This is a genomic window from Bradyrhizobium sp. 31Argb, assembly GCF_043638955.1.
Taxonomy (GTDB): domain Bacteria; phylum Pseudomonadota; class Alphaproteobacteria; order Rhizobiales; family Xanthobacteraceae; genus Bradyrhizobium.
Genome location: NZ_JBEGDB010000211.1, coordinates 1 through 14,108 on the forward strand (window position 1 = coordinate 1; position 14,108 = coordinate 14,108).

A 14,108-nucleotide genomic window follows, 5' to 3' on the forward strand; every position below is an offset into this window, starting at 1 on the left:
CCGCCTCAACGCCAAAGCACGCGAGGCGCGTGCCGCTTACGCCAATGCAACTTGACAATCCAGATAGTCGCTCATCCGGCGCTTCGCGCCACCTTCTCCCACAAGGGGAAAAGGGCGCTAGAATCGCGGAATATCCGGAAATGCCAGCTTGCCGCCATGCACGTGGACGCGGCCGAGTTCGGCGCAGCGGTGTAGGGTCGGAAACACCTTTCCTGGATTGAGCAGGCCTTGCGGATCAAAGGCGCATTTCAGACGCTGCTGCTGGTTGAGATCGATCTCGGAAAACATTTCCGGCATCAGGTCGCGCTTCTCGATGCCGACGCCGTGCTCGCCGGTGAGCACGCCGCCGAGTTCGACGCAGCAGCGCAGGATGTCGGCGCCGAAGGCTTCCGCGCGCTCCATCTCGCCGGGCTTGTTGGCGTCATAAAGAATGAGTGGATGGAGATTGCCGTCGCCGGCGTGAAAGACGTTGGCGACGCCGAGCTGGTATTTTTCCGACAGTTCGCGGATGCGCGCCAGCGCCTTCGGCAACGCGCTGCGCGGGATGGTGCCGTCCATGCAGAGATAATCAGGCGAGATCCGCCCGACCGCGGGAAAGGCCGCCTTGCGGCCGGCCCAGAACAGGTTGCGTTCGGCTTCCGAATTGGAGATCTGGCAGGTGGTCGAACCGCAGCCCTGCGCGATTGTCTCGACCCGGCGGATCAGTTCGTCGACCTCGATGCTCGGGCCGTCGAGTTCGATGATCAGGAGCGCCTCGACGTCGAGCGGATAGCCGGCATGGACGAAAGCTTCGGCGGCGTGGATGGCGGGTTTGTCCATCATCTCCATGCCGCCAGGGATGATGCCGGCGCCGATGATGCGCGCGACGCATTCGCCGGCGGCCTCGACCTCGGCAAAACCGACCATCAGCGCGCGCGCCGTCTCCGGCTTCTGCAGGATGCGCACGGTGATTTCGGTGATGACGCCGAGCAGACCCTCCGAGCCGGTGATAATTCCCATGATGTCGTAGCCGGCGTTCTCCGCCGACTTGCCACCGATGCGCAGGACCTCGCCGTTCATCAGCACGATCTCGCAGCCGAGCACGTTATTCGTGGTCATGCCGTATTTCAGGCAATGCACGCCGCCCGAATTCTCAGCGACATTGCCGCCGATCGAGCAGGCGATCTGCGATGACGGATCGGGCGCATAGTAGAAGCCGGCATGCGCCACCGCCTGGCTGATCGCGAGGTTGGTGACGCCGGGCTCGGTCACGACGACGCGGTTGTCGAAATCGATCTCGCGGATGCGCTTGAACTTACCCAGGCCGAGCAGCACGCCGTCCGCCAGCGGCAGCGCGCCGCCAGACAGCGACGTGCCGCAGCCACGCGGCACCACTTTGATGCCCTGCTCATGGCAATATTTCAGCACCCTCGAGACCTGCTCGGTGGTGTCGGGCAACACCACGACCATCGGCGGCTGGCGATAGGCCGTGAGGCCGTCGGATTCGTAGGCCAGCATCTCGGCCGCACTATCGATCACGCCCTCGCCCGGCACGATCGCCCGCAATGCAGCAACGATCTCGCTGCGGCGATTGAGAACCGCCTGATCGGCAGCCGGCATCATGATGGCCATGCGGGTCCCTCCAAGCTTTGCGCTTTATCGATTTGTCCGGGAAAATCAAGCATTTCCGGGCTCAAATGGGAGGGCCGGGCGAAACTTGCTGCCCCGCAGATCAAGTTCTCTCTCGGGCAAGCCTGCCGCCGTGAACACTGTCAAAGTTTCGTCACTTGTCCAATCGAGGCAGGCCTGCCACAAGCGACCCGCCCACCTACCAGGGAAGAAACAAAGAGCACCACATGAAAACATCGATCTTGAGCGCGCTGGCCGTCGTCACCTCAGTGTTCGTTGCATCGGGCGCGCAGGCGCAGGATGTTGCCGCCGGCAAGACCTCGTTCAACAAGTGCCTCGCCTGCCATGCGATCGGCGAAGGTGCCAAGAACAAGGTCGGCCCCGAGCTCAACGGCATCGACGGCCGCCACTCCGGTACCGCGCCTGATTACAACTATTCGGACGCCAACAAGAATTCCGGCATCACCTGGAACAAGGAACAGTTCCTCGAATACATCAAGGACCCCAAGGCCAAGATCCCCGGCACCAAGATGGCGTTCGCCGGCATCAAGAACGAGACGGAAGCCAACAACCTCTGGGCCTTCCTCTCGCAGTTCGACAAGGACGGGAAAATCAAGCAGCAGTAACGGTCTCTTCGGTGGCGACGCCCATACAATGCGGCGTTGCCACCTTGTACCATAGTGTGGTACACTGCCTCGTTAAGGCAGTTCGCCTCGCATGATCGTAAGCTTCCGGGATGATTGGCTACGGGCTTTTTTCGTCGAGGACGTCAAGTCGCGAAATATCCCGCCCGATCTCGAAAGTCGGTTGTTTCGTAGGCTTCAGATGCTGGACGACGCGACCACCGAGCGAGATTTGAGGGTACCGCCGAGCAATCATTTCGAGAAATTGCGGGGCAATCTGGCGGGTTTTCACTCTATCCGCGTCAACAAGCAATGGCGGCTTGTATTCCGATGGTCAAACTCCAAGGGCGAAGCGGAAGGCGTCTACCTTGACGACCACAGCTATAGGTGAAGCAGGAGACGGTCATGCTGACGACCAAGCGCAAGCCGGCCACGGTCGGCGAAATCCTCAAGGAAGAATTCATGCAACCGCTTGGGTTGACTCAAGGCGCGCTGGCCGAGGCCATGGGGGTTCAACGCAAGCATGTCAACGAACTCTGCAACGACCGCCGGAGCGTCACTGCCGCGACCGCGCTCATTCTTGCCCGTGTATTCGGCAACAGCCCGGAATTCTGGCTGAACATCCAGCGGCGCAGCGACTTGTGGCAAGCGATGAATTCACCTGGCGAGCGTAAGCGGATCGAGCGTGCGAAGCCGATTGGAAGAGCCGCATAGCTCACTGCTAGACTTTGCGTAACCTTTTCCCTATTCCCCGGCCGCGACACTCCGCGGCTTCCCGATCATCGCTTCGATCTCCGCGATCACAAGGCTAGGCGCGGCATTCTGGATCATGTGGCCGGTGCCCGGCAGCACGATCAGCTTGGCATGCGGCACGGCGGCGGCGAGCGGGCGGGAATGGATGTCGGTCGACACCGTCCTGTCGGCGTCGCCGGCAATGATGGTGAGGGGCGCTTTGATCATGCCGTAGCGCGGCGCCTGCTCGGCGACTGCCGCCTTCAACGTCACCAGGTCGCGCGCATTGGCGATGAATTCGCGCGGCCGCAGCAAGAGCGGCGTTGCTGTATCCTTCACGAAACCGTCCGGCATGGTCTGCGGCAGGAATACACCGCGCGCGCCCGGCGCGGCGAGCAGCGTGCCGAGCGGCAGCGTGATCGTGTAGGCGAACAGCGGGCCGATCACAGGCGTGGCGATCAACTCGTTGTACTTGCCGACGCCGCCCCTCCAGGGATAGGCGACCGGCGCGAGCAGCACGAGGCCGGCCATGCGGTCGGGATCATCGAGCGCCAATCTCAGGCCCAGCGCGCCGCTCCAGGAATGCGCGACCACGACCGCCCGCTCGATGCCGAGCTTCGTCAGCACCTCCGAGATCATCCGGCCCTGAATCGCGGGCGTGGAGCCGCTGGCCCGTGCGCGGGTGCTCCAGCCATGGCCGGGACGGTCGATCAGGATCACGCGATGATCCCGCGCGAGGCGCTCGCCGAGCGGCCGGCGCATCACCTCGAGATTGGAGCTTGCGCCGTGCAACATCACGATCGGTGGCGAGGCCGCCTCGCGCGGACCGATATCGACGACATGCAGCGCATCGCCTGTCACCTCGACCATCAGGCCCTGCGCGGGAAAGGCCCGTTGCACCAGCACGACGCCTAACTGCGTGGCGGCGGCCAGCAGCGCCAGCGCCGCCACTGCGATCACAATCGTCATCGGTAAGGTCCGGTTGATCTGTTGCAGGGGAAAATTACGGCGCCCGGCGACGCCCATGCCCTATCGTCAGGCCACGCCGGTTTTCCACAACGCGCCCATCCTGTGGATAGCGGGTTCATACCAGCGTCATTACCTGTTCCGTAGATTCTCGCCGGCATTCTGCCAAAACGCGCGGCTTGATCGAGATGGAACACGGCAAGCCTGTCCACGCAATCCACAGGAACAGGACGCCGCAGCAACAGTTCATAAGGAAATTCGGAGGAGTATCAATGAGTTCCGATCCCTGCGAGACGGCTATCGACCAGATCGTCGCAAGCTGCAATGGCGACCTGCATGGCGCATTAAGGGCGCTGCTGTTGGTCAATGAGCAACTCGAGGCCGAGCTGCAACAGCTTTATGCGGCAGCGGCGCGCGACCAGTTCACCCGTAGCGGCAGACTGCTGCACTGAGTTCAAGGGCTCAACCCGGCGCCGTCACTTGAGCCCCTATTTGGGGTTGTCGGCCGGCGGTTGATCCCTTGGGCATTGGCTGATCGTGGAGCGGGCGAGCTTGGCGTCATCGACCGAGTTGTAGGGACCGTCGGCAAACCAGATGTTCCCGTCGACGATCGGGTTGCTGGTGACGATGTCGCAGGTGTTGGTGGCGCGATTGCCCACCACCCAATAGAGCCCTTCGGCAAGACCGACGACCGTCGTCGCGACGATCACCGTGCCGACCAACAGCAAGGATTTCATGGCTTCGCTCCAGGCGGGTTCGAGCGGGAACCAAGCCGGGTAGCGGCAATTGTTCCGCGCCGCAATCGGCTGCCGGAAGTCGTGGTTAATCCCGTGAAACTAGATATCGCGGCCTTCGACCTTTTCGCTGAGCTGCTTCACCAATTCCGGCACCTTCTCCAGGTGCGGATTGATGGCAAGCGCCTTGCGGAAGGCGTCCAGCGCGCGCTTGTCGTCGCCGAGGTCCTGCATGATCATGCCGAGGCCGGCCAACGCGCCGAAATGGCGGGGTTCGCGGATCAGGACCTGCTGGATGTCCTCCAGCGAATGCGCATAGTCATTCTTTAGGTAATAGAGCGTCGCGCGTCGGTTCCAGCCCTCGATATAGTCCGGCCGCAGCTTCACGACGGCATCGAGCAGTTTCAGCGCGACATCGGCGTTCTGGGCGTCCATCGCAGCCTTGGCGCGCACCATCAGAAGCATTGCGGTATCGCTCGGCGTCTGCAGCCACTGCGCCCAGATCCGCGCCTCCACATGCTTGGCGCTGGCCTCATCGGGCGCCGCCTTCAGCGCGCCGAACAGGAAATCCAGTCCGCGGGTACGATCGGCGCCAACCTTCGGCAATTTGCTGGGCGCTTCGGGGAGCTTCTTCTGCTCCTTGGGCGGAGGGATGACCCGGGGATCGCCCTGGGCAAACGCCGCCGCAGGCGCCGCAATCACGATCGCGGCGATCAAAAACGCAAGTTTGCGAGTTATGAGCCTCAGGAATCTCAATTCCATCCGCATAGCTTAAACGCACAACGCCGCGCTGCAAAGCGGCGCGACGTCAAAGACGTGTGAAACGATGCGTCAGGGCGAGCCGACGGAAGGACCCGCGATCAGCCTTGGCGGGCCTTGAAGCGGCGCTGCACCTTGTTGATCACATAGACCCGGCCCTTGCGGCGGACCAGACGGTTGTTGCGATGGCGGCCGCGCAGCGATTTCAGCGAATTACGGACCTTCATGGGACAATCCTGATGCGTTGAAAGGCCGTGCTCAAGCCCGAACCTAAAACCTGCCCAAATGTGGCGAAATGGGATTCGTCCCGAAAAACGGCCCTGCCGCCCGGGACGGCCGCGTTCTAAGCGATCAGGGGCATAAATGTCAATCTAATAGGCCCGCTACCCGCGGCTTTCTGGCTGTCTTGCGAAAATCGTTATATAGTATAATCAATTTGGAAGCCCCAGGAAGCAAGCCGCTGGGAACCCCAAGGACCTCCAAGAATGCCAAAGCTCAAGCTGCCCGACATCGACAATGTCGTCGCGATCGACATCCACACCCATGCCGAGGAGCCCTGCGGCATGCATGGCGACGACGGCTATGACGACTTCCAGGCGCAGATGGCGGAGTATTTCAAGTCGCCACACAAGCATCCGCCGACGGTGCCGGAAACCGCGGCCTATTACCGGTCCAAGAACATCGCGGCCGTGATCTTTCCTGTCGATGCCGAGCGCGAGACCGGTTTCCGCCGCTACAACAATTACGAGATGCTGGAAGTCGCATCGGAAAATCTCGATGTGCTGATTCCCTTCGTCAGCATCGATCCGCACAAGGGTAAGCTCGGCGTGCGCGAGGCGCGGAAGCTGATCGAGGACTACGGCGTCCGCGGCTTCAAATTCCATCCGACCATGCAAGGGTTCTATCCGAACGACCGCCTCGCCTATCCGCTCTATGAAGCCATCAACGACGGCGGCGCGATCGCGCTGTTCCACACCGGGCAGACCGGCGTCGGCAGCGGCATGCCCGGCGGCATGGGGATGCGGCTGAAATATTCCAATCCGATGTATATGGACGATGTCGCCGCCGACTTCCCCGACCTGAAGATCATCCTCGCGCACCCGTCCTTCCCCTGGCAGGAAGAGGCGCTCTCGGTCGCGACCCACAAGCCGAACGTCTATATCGACCTCTCCGGCTGGTCGCCGAAATATTTTCCGCCGATCCTCGTGCGCTACATCAACTCAATCCTGCAGGACAAGATGCTGTTCGGCTCGGACTGGCCGGTGATCACGCCGGACCGCTGGCTTGCGGATTTCGCCAAGCTCGACATCCGCGAGGAGATCCGCCCCAAAGTGCTGAAGGCCAACGCGCGGAAGATTTTGGGTATATAAAGCGATCCTTGGATCGCCGGCAGGCGATTGAACGAGAGGTGGTCAATGCCAAACCTCGCCAAGATCGCTGCCATCGTCGCTGCACTCCTGACCGGAAGCGCGAACGCGTGCCTCGCGGGCGATGCGCCGGAGGGCCGCCTCGTCGAGATCGAAAATCCGCTGGCGAGCTCGCAACCCCTGCAAGGCTACCTGCGGCAACCCCGCGATGCCGGCGCTTTGCCCGCGGTCGTGCTGCTTCATGGCTGCAATGGCGGCTGGCGCCAGCTCGACCAGCGCTGGGGGAAGCTGCTCGTATCCTGGGGCTATGTCACGCTCACGGTGGACCGCTTTGGTCCGCGCGGCCTCAGCAGCACCTGCGCCGGCGGCCCGCCACCCGCAACCGTCTTCGACGCCTATCGCGCGCTGGCCTTCCTCGTGCAGCAGCCTTTCGTCGATCGCGATCGCGTCGCGGTGATCGGCTTCTCGCAGGGCGGATTGCTGGCGCTGACCTCGGTCGAGCGCGGCATGATCGAGCGGGCATCGGACGACAAATTCCGCGCAGCGATTGCATTCTATCCGCCGTGCCTGGGCATCAAGGACAGCATGACTGTGCAGACGCTGATCCTGATCGGCGAGCTCGACGACTGGACACTGGCCAAGGAGTGCCGCAACCTTGTCGAAGGCCGCGACGACTACGGCATTTCGCGCCAGAAGGGCCTGGGCGTTCCGATAGAATTCATCGTCTATCCCGGCGCCTATCACGCCTTCGATGTCCCGAGCCTTGCAACACCGGTACAGTTTCTCGGGCATCGTCTCGAATTCAACCAGGCAGCCCGGGATCAATCGGTCGACGCGGTGCGCAAATTCCTGTATGCGACGATCGGCGGGCAAGAGAAGGTACAATGACCATCAAAGCCGTCGTCTTCGATGCCTATGGCACGCTCTATGATGTCCAATCGGTCGCTGAAGTGACCGAGGATGCATTTCCCGGCTATGGCGAGATCATCACGCAGATCTGGCGCATCAAGCAGCTCGAATATAGCTGGCTGCGCTCGCTGATGCGGCGCTACCAGGACTTCTCCGTCGTCACGCGCGACTCGCTCGCCTACACGCTGCGAAGCCTCGGCCTGCAATATGACGCCGGAACGTTCGACAGGATCATCGACAAATACCTGCATCTCGATCTCTATCCGGACGCGCTCGCCTCGCTCGGGGCGATGAAGGACAAAAAACTCGCGATTCTCTCCAATGGCAGCCCGGACATGCTGAATGCCCTGGTGCGCAACAGCGGGCTCGACCGCCTGCTGGACGCAACCATCAGCGTCGATGCCAAGAAGGTCTTCAAGCCGAGCCCGGAGGCTTACACGCCGATCGAAGAAGTCCTTGGCGTGCCGCCCTCGGACGTCCTGTTCATCTCCTCGAATCCGTGGGACGCCTGCGGCGCCAAGGCGTTCGGCTTGAATGTCGCCTGGATCGAGCGGGTGACGCCGCAGGCCATGGCGCTCGCCTGCGTCGAAAGCGAGACCTTGCCACCGCTCACGATGTTCAAGGCGCTACGCACACAGATGGATGAGCTCGGCGTTGCGCCGGACTATCGCATCCGTAGTCTATCCGAGCTTCCTGCGCTGGTCTCATCCCACAGGTCCTAGAATATGAGTCTGGAATCCGTTCGCGCCTTCTTCGCCGAGAAGGCGCCCGACATTGCCGTGATCGAATCGACCAAGAGTTCCGCGACGGTAGCACTGGCGGCGGAAGCCCATGGCGTCGAACCGGGGCGCATCGCCAAGACACTGTCGCTGCGGGTCGGCGAGCGCGTGGTGCTGATCGTCACCAGCGGCACCTCGCGGATGGACAACAAGAAGGTGAAGGCGCTGTTCGGCGTCAAGCCGAAGATGCTGGGGCTGCACGAGGTCGCCGCTATCACCGGGCACGAGGTCGGCGGCGTCTGCCCCTTCGGCCTGAGGACACAGCTCGCGGTCTATTGCGATGTGTCGCTGAAGGCTTTCGACATCGTCGTGCCTGCTGCGGGCTCGACCCACAGCGCGGTCAGGATCGCGCCGTCGCGGATGGCGGAATTGACGTCGGCCGAATGGGTCGACGTCTGCGAGCATCGGCCGCAGGAGGAAGTGTCGGCCTATTCGTCATAACGTCTCGACGGCGCCGACTGATGCTGCACTGGCGGCGCGCCGCGTGCGCGTGGCGCAGATTGCGGCGTCGCACGTGAAGGCGCCTGTTGGGCGCTCGCACTGGATTCGAATACCGCACGACAATCATGGGAGAGTTGCGGCGTGTTCTGCCGCAAACACGCCGTGATCCGGTTGGTATCAGGGATTTGATCGCTGCACAGCCGCCATACATCGGGCGTGCAGGCCATCTGCTGTTCCCAGGTTCCGCGATACTCTTCTGAGAATGCCGGGTTTTGCACGACCAGTCCGGTGCCGATCAGGATCGCACAACCCAGGACAATGCGCGGCGTTCGCATGCAGGATCCTCTTCCGATATCTTGTCGATAAACGTCTCGTTCGATTGCATCTTGGCTTGCCGGTTCCAGGCACATGCCGAGTTGCGAATATGACAAATGAATGAGACTTCGGAAGGTTCGCGACCCGCAACAAAACGTGAAATCGCCTACTCCACTTTGCCGATTTTCTTGACCGCTGCGATCAGCCGCGCGCTGTCGTCGGCGACGAATTTGGAAAACTCCGGCGCATCGAGATAGGCGACCGGACTGCCCGCGGTCTCGAACGTCTTGACGACCTCCGGCGCTTTCACCGCTTCCGCCATCGCCTCCCGCAGTCGTGTCATGATCGGCGTCGGCAATGCGCGCTGCGCGAACAGGCCGGCCCAGATGTAGAACTCGACATCCTTGTAGCCAAGCTCCTTGAACGTCGGCAGGTCGGGAAAGCTGGCGACGCGTTCGGCGCCCCAATTGGCGAGCACCCGCATCTTGCTATCGGCGACCTGCTGCTTCAGCGTGCCAGGCGCGGATGCCACCGCCTGCACCGTGCCGCTCAGCAGCGCGGTCAGCGCCGGGCCTGCGCCGCGGAACGGCACGTGCAGCAATTTGATGCCGGCGCTCGCGGCAAACATTTCCATCGCGACGTGAAGCGTGCCGTAGGGACCGGACGAGCCATAGGGGATCTGGCCAGGGCGCCGTTTGGCATCGACGACAAAATCCTGCAGCGTCTTCCATGGAGCGGAGGCCGGCACCGCGAGCAGCGTCGGATCGGCGAGCACGCGCGCGACCGGCGCGAATTGCGACACCTCATAGGCGACCGGGCGGTCGAACAGCCGATCGGCTTCGGGCAGCACGGCGAGCGAGGACAGCGTCATCAACAGCGTGTAGCCGTCCGGCTCGGCGCGCGCCGCCTGCGCATTGCCGACGGAGCCGCCGGCTCCACCGGCGCGGTTGTCGACGATCACGGGCTTGCCGAGGATCCGCTCCAATGCCAGCGCCACCGGCCGCGCCGCGAGATCGGCCTGCCCACCGGCCGGAAACGGCACGATCATGGTGATGTTGCGGTTGGGATAGACAGCGCCTTGCGCGAAAGCAGCGTGCGAAAGCGCGGTTTGCGCGAGCGGCAAGACGGCGGCAGTTTTCAAAAGCTCGCGGCGGTTCATCGGCAGTTTCTCCCCGGTGGTTTTGTTTGGTTTGATTTGTGGAAACAGCGTAGCCGATAGAGAGCGTGATGTGCAAAGGTGGTCATCGCCTCACCGCTTCCTGCCCTTTACAAAATGCTTTGCGAGAAACTCCGCGAGCACTTCAACGCGCGCGGGGCGCGGGCCGCCAGGGGGCGTCACCAGGTGCACGGCGCCTTCGGGCAGCTTCCAACCCTTGAGGATCACCTCGACCTCGCCGCGCGCGATGGCTTCCCCGACGATGAAATCGGGGAGATCGGCGATGCCGAGGCCGGCGAGAACTGCCGGCAGCAGCGCTTCGCCATTGTTGACGCGCAACTGCCCAGCGGGACGGACGCTCGCTTGTTCGCCGGCCGCGTTGGTGTAGTGCCAGACGCCCGCGGTCGAGAGATAGGCGTAGCCGAAGCATTTATGCTCGGCGAGATGCATCGGATGCGTCGGCCGGCCGTAGCGCTTCAGGTAGGACGGCGCCGCCACCGTGTAGCGCGGCATCGCGCAGAGCCGCCGCGCGATCAAGGATGAATCGGGCAAGCGCGCGATGCGTAGGCCGGCATCGAAACCTTCGCCGATCAGGTCGACGGTGGCATCGCTCAAATGCAGGTCGATCGACACCTCCGGATATTTCTCCAGAAACTTCGGCAACAGCGGCGCGACTGATTTCACTCCGAACGTCATGGGCACCGCGAGCCGCACCAGGCCGCGCGGAGTGACCGATTGTGCCAACGCCTCGTTCTCGGCGGCCTCCCCGTCGGCAAGCAGGCGCGCGGCGCGCTCCGACAGCTTTTGCCCTGCATCCGTTAGCGCCAGCCGCCGCGAGGTGCGGTTGAACATCCGCGCGCCGAGCCGATCCTCGAGCCGGCTGACCGCCTTTGAGACGGTGGCCTTCGACAGCGAAAGATCGGTTGCGGCCCCCGCGAATGACCGCAATTCAACGACTTTTGCGAATATTGCGAGCGCTTCGAAATCCGGGAGTTTTGACATTCTGGCGATTGCCCCTGCCACAAATGGAAACAATGAGTTTCGATAGTTTCTATTTCTATACCACGCCCGACGGCATATCCAAACGAAATCGAAATTTGAGGAACATCCGATGATCGAACTCAGACCCTATGCGAAGCTCGGCGGCGCCGACCATGGCTGGCTGAAGGCGAAGCACCACTTTTCGTTCGGCAGCCACTACGACCCGAACAATATGGGCCACGGCGCCTTGCGCGTGTGGAACGATGACGAGATCGCGCCGAACACCGGCTTTCCGCCGCATCCCCATGCCAATATGGAGATTATCACCTATGTCCGCGAAGGCGCTATCACCCATCAGGACTCGCTCGGCAACAAGGGCCGTACCGAAGCTGGCGATGTGCAGGTGATGAGCGCGGGAAGCGGCATCCGCCACGCCGAGTACAATCTCGAACCGTTGCAGACGAAGATCTTCCAGATCTGGATCGAGCCGACGACGCAAGGCGGCGAGCCCACCTGGGGCTCCAAGCCGTTCCCGAAGGGCGATCGCTCCGGCAAGCTCGTCACGATCGCGAGCGGCTTTAAGGGCGATGCCGACGCACTGCCGATTCGCGCCAAGGCGCGGGTGCTTGCGACCACGCTGAAAGCCGGCGAAAGGGCGGAATATGCGCCGGAGCAAAAGCGGCATCTCTATCTCGTGCCCGCGGCCGGCAGCATCGAAGTCAACGGCGTGCGTGTCGATGCCCGTGACGGCGCCGCGATCCGCGACGAAGCCAAGCTGACAATCACCGCGCTGGAAGATTCCGAGCTGGTGCTGGTCGACGCGGCATAACTTCACTCGTCATGCCCGGCCGCCTGTCCCCGACCTGATCGGGGATGACCCGGTCATCCATCCCCTTCGACAGGTTTCTCGATTGTGATCGATTGCCGGGTCACAAGCCCCGGCAATGACGCTCTAACTTCAACAACACCCAACCAACGGAGAGCCATCATGGCCAAAGTTCTCGTCCTCTATTATTCCGCCTATGGTCACATCGAGGCCATGGCCAATGCGGTCGCCGAAGGCGCGCGCGAAGCCGGCGCCACCGTCGATATCAAGCGCGTGCCCGAGCTGGTGCCGGCCGAAGTCGCAAAAGCGTCATACTATAAGCTCGACCAGGCAGCGCCGGTCGCGAAGATCGATGATCTCGTCAATTATGATGCTGTTATCATCGGCACCGGCACCCGCTTCGGCCGCATGTCCTCGCAGATGGCGAACTTCCTCGATCAGGCCGGCGGTCTCTGGGCGAAGGGCGCCTTGCATGGCAAGGTCGGTGGCGCCTTCACCTCGACCGCGACCCAGCACGGCGGGCAGGAAACGACGCTGTTCTCGATCATCACCAACCTCCTGCATTTCGGCCTCACCGTGGTCGGGCTCAATTACGGCTTTGCCGGCCAGATGAAGCTCGACGAGATCACCGGCGGTTCGCCCTATGGCGCCACCACGATCACCGGCAGCGACGGCAGCCGGCAACCGAGCGCGAACGAGCTTGCGGGCGCCCGTTATCAAGGACGTGTGATCGCGGAGACCGCGAAGAAACTGCATGGCTGATGCGAGTTCGAGGGCGTTCTCGTTTGTGAGCGTGGCCCTATGTAGAGCGTGCGGTCGGAGCCTTTATTTCGATCGCACCTTCATGTTCAAAACCGCATGACTGCAGCCGCCAGGTCCTTGCCCCCCGGACCTGGCGGCACATGCGCGTCGGGGATCACGACATGGTTGAAATGCTTTTCATGGCGCAATTGGTGCGCAGGCCGCTGCAGGCGATGGCGCGGCGCTGGTGGTGCAAGAGTCTTTTCCGCGCCACGCGCGGGCAACGCCGTTGTCCTGAATGCACGAAGTCGTGATGTCGATTTGTCGGCCCGCATGCTTGGAGCTGCCATAACGAACTCGTGATAAAGTGATTGCGTTCACGGTCACTGAGCGCGGGGTCCTGGCATGAGCAACACCAAGCAAACGCAATGGCCGGAACTGCCGACGGCAGCATGGCGTGACACCTCTGCGACGCTGCAGCTCTGGACCCAGATCGTCGGCAAGATCCGGCTGGCCAAGTCGCCTTGGCTGAATCATTCGTGGCATGTCACGCTCCATGTCACCGCGCGCGGGCTGACCACCTCACCGATTCCCGACGGCATTAGAACCTTTCAAATCGATTTCGATTTCGTCGATCACTCCTTGCGCATCTCGACCAGCGACGGCGCTGAGCGGCATTTTGCGCTGGCCGGGCTCTCGGTGGCGGGCTTCTACGCGGCGGTGCTCGCTGCGCTGAAAGAGCTCGACATCGACGTTACGATCGACGAAATGCCAAACGAGGTGCCGGACCCGATCCGTTTCCCGGAGGACAACCAGCATCGCTCCTACGATGCTGACGCCGTGCGACGCTTCTTCCAGATCCTCTTGAACTGCGATCGGCTGTTCAAGCAGTTCCGCACCGGCTTCCTCGGCAAAGCCAGCCCCGTGCATTTCTTCTGGGGCAGCTTTGATCTCGCAGTGACGCGTTTCTCCGGCAGGAGCGCACCACGCCATCCCGGTGGCGTGCCGAACCTGCCGGATGCGGTTGCGCACGAAGCCTATTCGCACGAGGTGAGCAGCGCGGGTTTCTGGCCAGGCGGCGGCGCCATCGATTATCCGTGAGCGTCACGAGAGGATCGCCGTGCCCGGCCTTGACTTGCGCGGAATGCTTTGGATTGCCCGATCGGGGTGA

At 62.4% G+C, this 14,108-nt stretch carries 18 protein-coding genes and 1 pseudogene; 11 read left to right on the forward strand and 8 right to left on the reverse strand.

Features of this window, described 5'->3' with window-relative positions; genetic code table 11:
• Nucleotides 1-117 precede the first annotated feature (117 nt).
• Nucleotides 118-1,611, reverse strand: a complete 1,494-nt coding sequence (locus tag AAFX91_RS30015) for an FAD-linked oxidase C-terminal domain-containing protein (RefSeq protein ID WP_394569032.1) — start codon at nt 1,609-1,611, stop codon at nt 118-120.
• A 224-nt stretch (nt 1,612-1,835) separates the two neighbouring features.
• Here AAFX91_RS30015 and cycA point away from each other — a divergent pair, with 224 nt between their 5' ends.
• From cycA to AAFX91_RS30030, 3 genes are all read left to right on the forward strand, one after another.
• Nucleotides 1,836-2,234, forward strand: a complete 399-nt coding sequence (gene cycA, locus AAFX91_RS30020) for a cytochrome c-550 CycA (RefSeq protein ID WP_028166970.1) — start codon at nt 1,836-1,838, stop codon at nt 2,232-2,234.
• A gap of 91 nt (nt 2,235-2,325) precedes the next feature.
• The gene (locus tag AAFX91_RS30025) at nt 2,326-2,622 is read left to right on the forward strand and encodes a type II toxin-antitoxin system RelE/ParE family toxin (RefSeq protein ID WP_130581428.1); all 297 of its coding nucleotides are present in this window, start codon (nt 2,326-2,328) and stop codon (nt 2,620-2,622) included.
• 14 nt (nt 2,623-2,636) lie between these two features.
• Entirely contained in the window at nt 2,637-2,945 is a 309-nt protein-coding gene (locus AAFX91_RS30030) for a HigA family addiction module antitoxin (RefSeq protein WP_130581429.1), read from the forward strand.
• Between the two features lie 30 nt (nt 2,946-2,975).
• On the opposite strand, the gene AAFX91_RS30035 is transcribed toward AAFX91_RS30030, so the two are convergent.
• Complete coding sequence (locus AAFX91_RS30035) at nt 2,976-3,932, reverse strand: alpha/beta fold hydrolase (RefSeq protein WP_394569033.1); 957 nt, start codon at nt 3,930-3,932, stop codon at nt 2,976-2,978.
• A 269-nt stretch (nt 3,933-4,201) separates the two neighbouring features.
• On the opposite strand from AAFX91_RS30035, the gene AAFX91_RS30040 reads away from it, so the two are divergent.
• Nucleotides 4,202-4,381: a hypothetical protein gene (locus AAFX91_RS30040; protein ID WP_028166972.1), complete on the forward strand. Its 180-nt coding sequence runs from the start codon at nt 4,202-4,204 to the stop codon at nt 4,379-4,381.
• A 36-nt stretch (nt 4,382-4,417) separates the two neighbouring features.
• On the opposite strand, the gene AAFX91_RS30045 is transcribed toward AAFX91_RS30040, so the two are convergent.
• From AAFX91_RS30045 to ykgO, 3 genes are all read right to left on the reverse strand, one after another.
• Nucleotides 4,418-4,666, reverse strand: coding sequence for a hypothetical protein (locus AAFX91_RS30045; protein ID WP_394569034.1), 249 nt, complete (start codon nt 4,664-4,666; stop codon nt 4,418-4,420).
• Between the two features lie 99 nt (nt 4,667-4,765).
• A complete protein-coding gene (locus AAFX91_RS30050) occupies nt 4,766-5,425 on the reverse strand; it encodes a tetratricopeptide repeat protein (RefSeq protein ID WP_130581432.1) in 660 nt (219 codons plus the stop codon).
• Between the two features lie 98 nt (nt 5,426-5,523).
• Nucleotides 5,524-5,649, reverse strand: coding sequence for a type B 50S ribosomal protein L36 (gene ykgO, locus AAFX91_RS30055; RefSeq protein WP_002718645.1), 126 nt, complete (start codon nt 5,647-5,649; stop codon nt 5,524-5,526).
• Nucleotides 5,650-5,907: 258 nt separating this feature from the next.
• On the opposite strand from ykgO, the gene AAFX91_RS30060 reads away from it, so the two are divergent.
• From AAFX91_RS30060 to AAFX91_RS30075, 4 genes are read left to right on the forward strand one after another with little or no spacing between them, the layout of a single operon-like run.
• Nucleotides 5,908-6,792 carry an amidohydrolase family protein gene (locus tag AAFX91_RS30060; protein ID WP_028166975.1) on the forward strand — a complete coding sequence of 295 codons (885 nt, stop codon included), beginning with the start codon at nt 5,908-5,910 and terminating at the stop codon, nt 6,790-6,792.
• 45 nt (nt 6,793-6,837) lie between these two features.
• The gene (locus tag AAFX91_RS30065; protein WP_130581433.1) at nt 6,838-7,677 is read left to right on the forward strand and encodes a dienelactone hydrolase family protein; all 840 of its coding nucleotides are present in this window, start codon (nt 6,838-6,840) and stop codon (nt 7,675-7,677) included.
• Entirely contained in the window at nt 7,674-8,420 is a 747-nt protein-coding gene (locus AAFX91_RS30070; RefSeq protein WP_394569035.1) for a haloacid dehalogenase type II, read from the forward strand. The genes AAFX91_RS30065 and AAFX91_RS30070 overlap by 4 nt, the downstream gene beginning before the upstream one ends.
• A 3-nt stretch (nt 8,421-8,423) precedes the next feature.
• Nucleotides 8,424-8,918, forward strand: a complete 495-nt coding sequence (locus tag AAFX91_RS30075; RefSeq protein ID WP_130581435.1) for a YbaK/EbsC family protein — start codon at nt 8,424-8,426, stop codon at nt 8,916-8,918.
• Here the strand turns inward: AAFX91_RS30075 and AAFX91_RS30080 are convergent.
• The 3 genes from AAFX91_RS30080 to AAFX91_RS30090 all read right to left on the reverse strand — a co-directional run bounded on the left by AAFX91_RS30080 (nt 8,906) and on the right by AAFX91_RS30090 (nt 11,391).
• The gene (locus AAFX91_RS30080; protein WP_130581436.1) at nt 8,906-9,253 is read right to left on the reverse strand and encodes a hypothetical protein; all 348 of its coding nucleotides are present in this window, start codon (nt 9,251-9,253) and stop codon (nt 8,906-8,908) included. The genes AAFX91_RS30075 and AAFX91_RS30080 overlap by 13 nt on opposite strands.
• A 146-nt stretch (nt 9,254-9,399) precedes the next feature.
• Entirely contained in the window at nt 9,400-10,392 is a 993-nt protein-coding gene (locus tag AAFX91_RS30085; RefSeq protein ID WP_394569036.1) for a tripartite tricarboxylate transporter substrate binding protein, read from the reverse strand.
• A 90-nt stretch (nt 10,393-10,482) separates the two neighbouring features.
• Nucleotides 10,483-11,391: a LysR family transcriptional regulator gene (locus tag AAFX91_RS30090; protein WP_394569037.1), complete on the reverse strand. Its 909-nt coding sequence runs from the start codon at nt 11,389-11,391 to the stop codon at nt 10,483-10,485.
• Between the two features lie 109 nt (nt 11,392-11,500).
• Between AAFX91_RS30090 and AAFX91_RS30095 the strand changes: the two genes are divergently transcribed.
• The 3 genes and pseudogenes from AAFX91_RS30095 to AAFX91_RS30105 form a co-directional block, all read left to right on the forward strand.
• Entirely contained in the window at nt 11,501-12,199 is a 699-nt protein-coding gene (locus AAFX91_RS30095; RefSeq protein WP_130581439.1) for a pirin family protein, read from the forward strand.
• 159 nt (nt 12,200-12,358) lie between these two features.
• On the forward strand, nt 12,359-12,958 hold the full coding sequence (gene wrbA / locus AAFX91_RS30100) for an NAD(P)H:quinone oxidoreductase (RefSeq protein ID WP_130581440.1): 600 nt from the start codon (nt 12,359-12,361) through the stop codon (nt 12,956-12,958).
• Between the two features lie 384 nt (nt 12,959-13,342).
• Nucleotides 13,343-14,035 (forward strand): annotated as a pseudogene (locus AAFX91_RS30105) (DUF5996 family protein); the annotation flags it as partial.
• Nucleotides 14,036-14,108: the final 73 nt, after the last annotated feature.

Excerpts from the sequence above, each read along its gene's own strand:
- AAFX91_RS30075 (WP_130581435.1), top strand. The coding sequence starts at position 8,424 with ATGAGTCTGGAATCCGTTCGCGCCTTCTTCGCCGAGAAGGCGCCCGAC.
- AAFX91_RS30085 (WP_394569036.1), bottom strand. The coding sequence starts at position 10,392 with ATGAACCGCCGCGAGCTTTTGAAAACTGCCGCCGTCTTGCCGCTCGCG.
- AAFX91_RS30080 (WP_130581436.1), bottom strand. The coding sequence starts at position 9,253 with ATGCGAACGCCGCGCATTGTCCTGGGTTGTGCGATCCTGATCGGCACC.
- AAFX91_RS30025 (WP_130581428.1), top strand. The coding sequence starts at position 2,326 with ATGATCGTAAGCTTCCGGGATGATTGGCTACGGGCTTTTTTCGTCGAG.
- AAFX91_RS30050 (WP_130581432.1), bottom strand. The coding sequence starts at position 5,425 with ATGGAATTGAGATTCCTGAGGCTCATAACTCGCAAACTTGCGTTTTTG.
- AAFX91_RS30060 (WP_028166975.1), top strand. The coding sequence starts at position 5,908 with ATGCCAAAGCTCAAGCTGCCCGACATCGACAATGTCGTCGCGATCGAC.
- AAFX91_RS30090 (WP_394569037.1), bottom strand. The coding sequence starts at position 11,391 with ATGTCAAAACTCCCGGATTTCGAAGCGCTCGCAATATTCGCAAAAGTC.
- AAFX91_RS30035 (WP_394569033.1), bottom strand. The coding sequence starts at position 3,932 with ATGACGATTGTGATCGCAGTGGCGGCGCTGGCGCTGCTGGCCGCCGCC.
- AAFX91_RS30070 (WP_394569035.1), top strand. The coding sequence starts at position 7,674 with ATGACCATCAAAGCCGTCGTCTTCGATGCCTATGGCACGCTCTATGAT.
- ykgO (WP_002718645.1), bottom strand. The coding sequence starts at position 5,649 with ATGAAGGTCCGTAATTCGCTGAAATCGCTGCGCGGCCGCCATCGCAAC.
- wrbA (WP_130581440.1), top strand. The coding sequence starts at position 12,359 with ATGGCCAAAGTTCTCGTCCTCTATTATTCCGCCTATGGTCACATCGAG.
- AAFX91_RS30030 (WP_130581429.1), top strand. The coding sequence starts at position 2,637 with ATGCTGACGACCAAGCGCAAGCCGGCCACGGTCGGCGAAATCCTCAAG.
- AAFX91_RS30065 (WP_130581433.1), top strand. The coding sequence starts at position 6,838 with ATGCCAAACCTCGCCAAGATCGCTGCCATCGTCGCTGCACTCCTGACC.
- cycA (WP_028166970.1), top strand. The coding sequence starts at position 1,836 with ATGAAAACATCGATCTTGAGCGCGCTGGCCGTCGTCACCTCAGTGTTC.
- AAFX91_RS30015 (WP_394569032.1), bottom strand. The coding sequence starts at position 1,611 with ATGGCCATCATGATGCCGGCTGCCGATCAGGCGGTTCTCAATCGCCGC.
- AAFX91_RS30045 (WP_394569034.1), bottom strand. The coding sequence starts at position 4,666 with ATGAAATCCTTGCTGTTGGTCGGCACGGTGATCGTCGCGACGACGGTC.
- AAFX91_RS30040 (WP_028166972.1), top strand. The coding sequence starts at position 4,202 with ATGAGTTCCGATCCCTGCGAGACGGCTATCGACCAGATCGTCGCAAGC.
- AAFX91_RS30095 (WP_130581439.1), top strand. The coding sequence starts at position 11,501 with ATGATCGAACTCAGACCCTATGCGAAGCTCGGCGGCGCCGACCATGGC.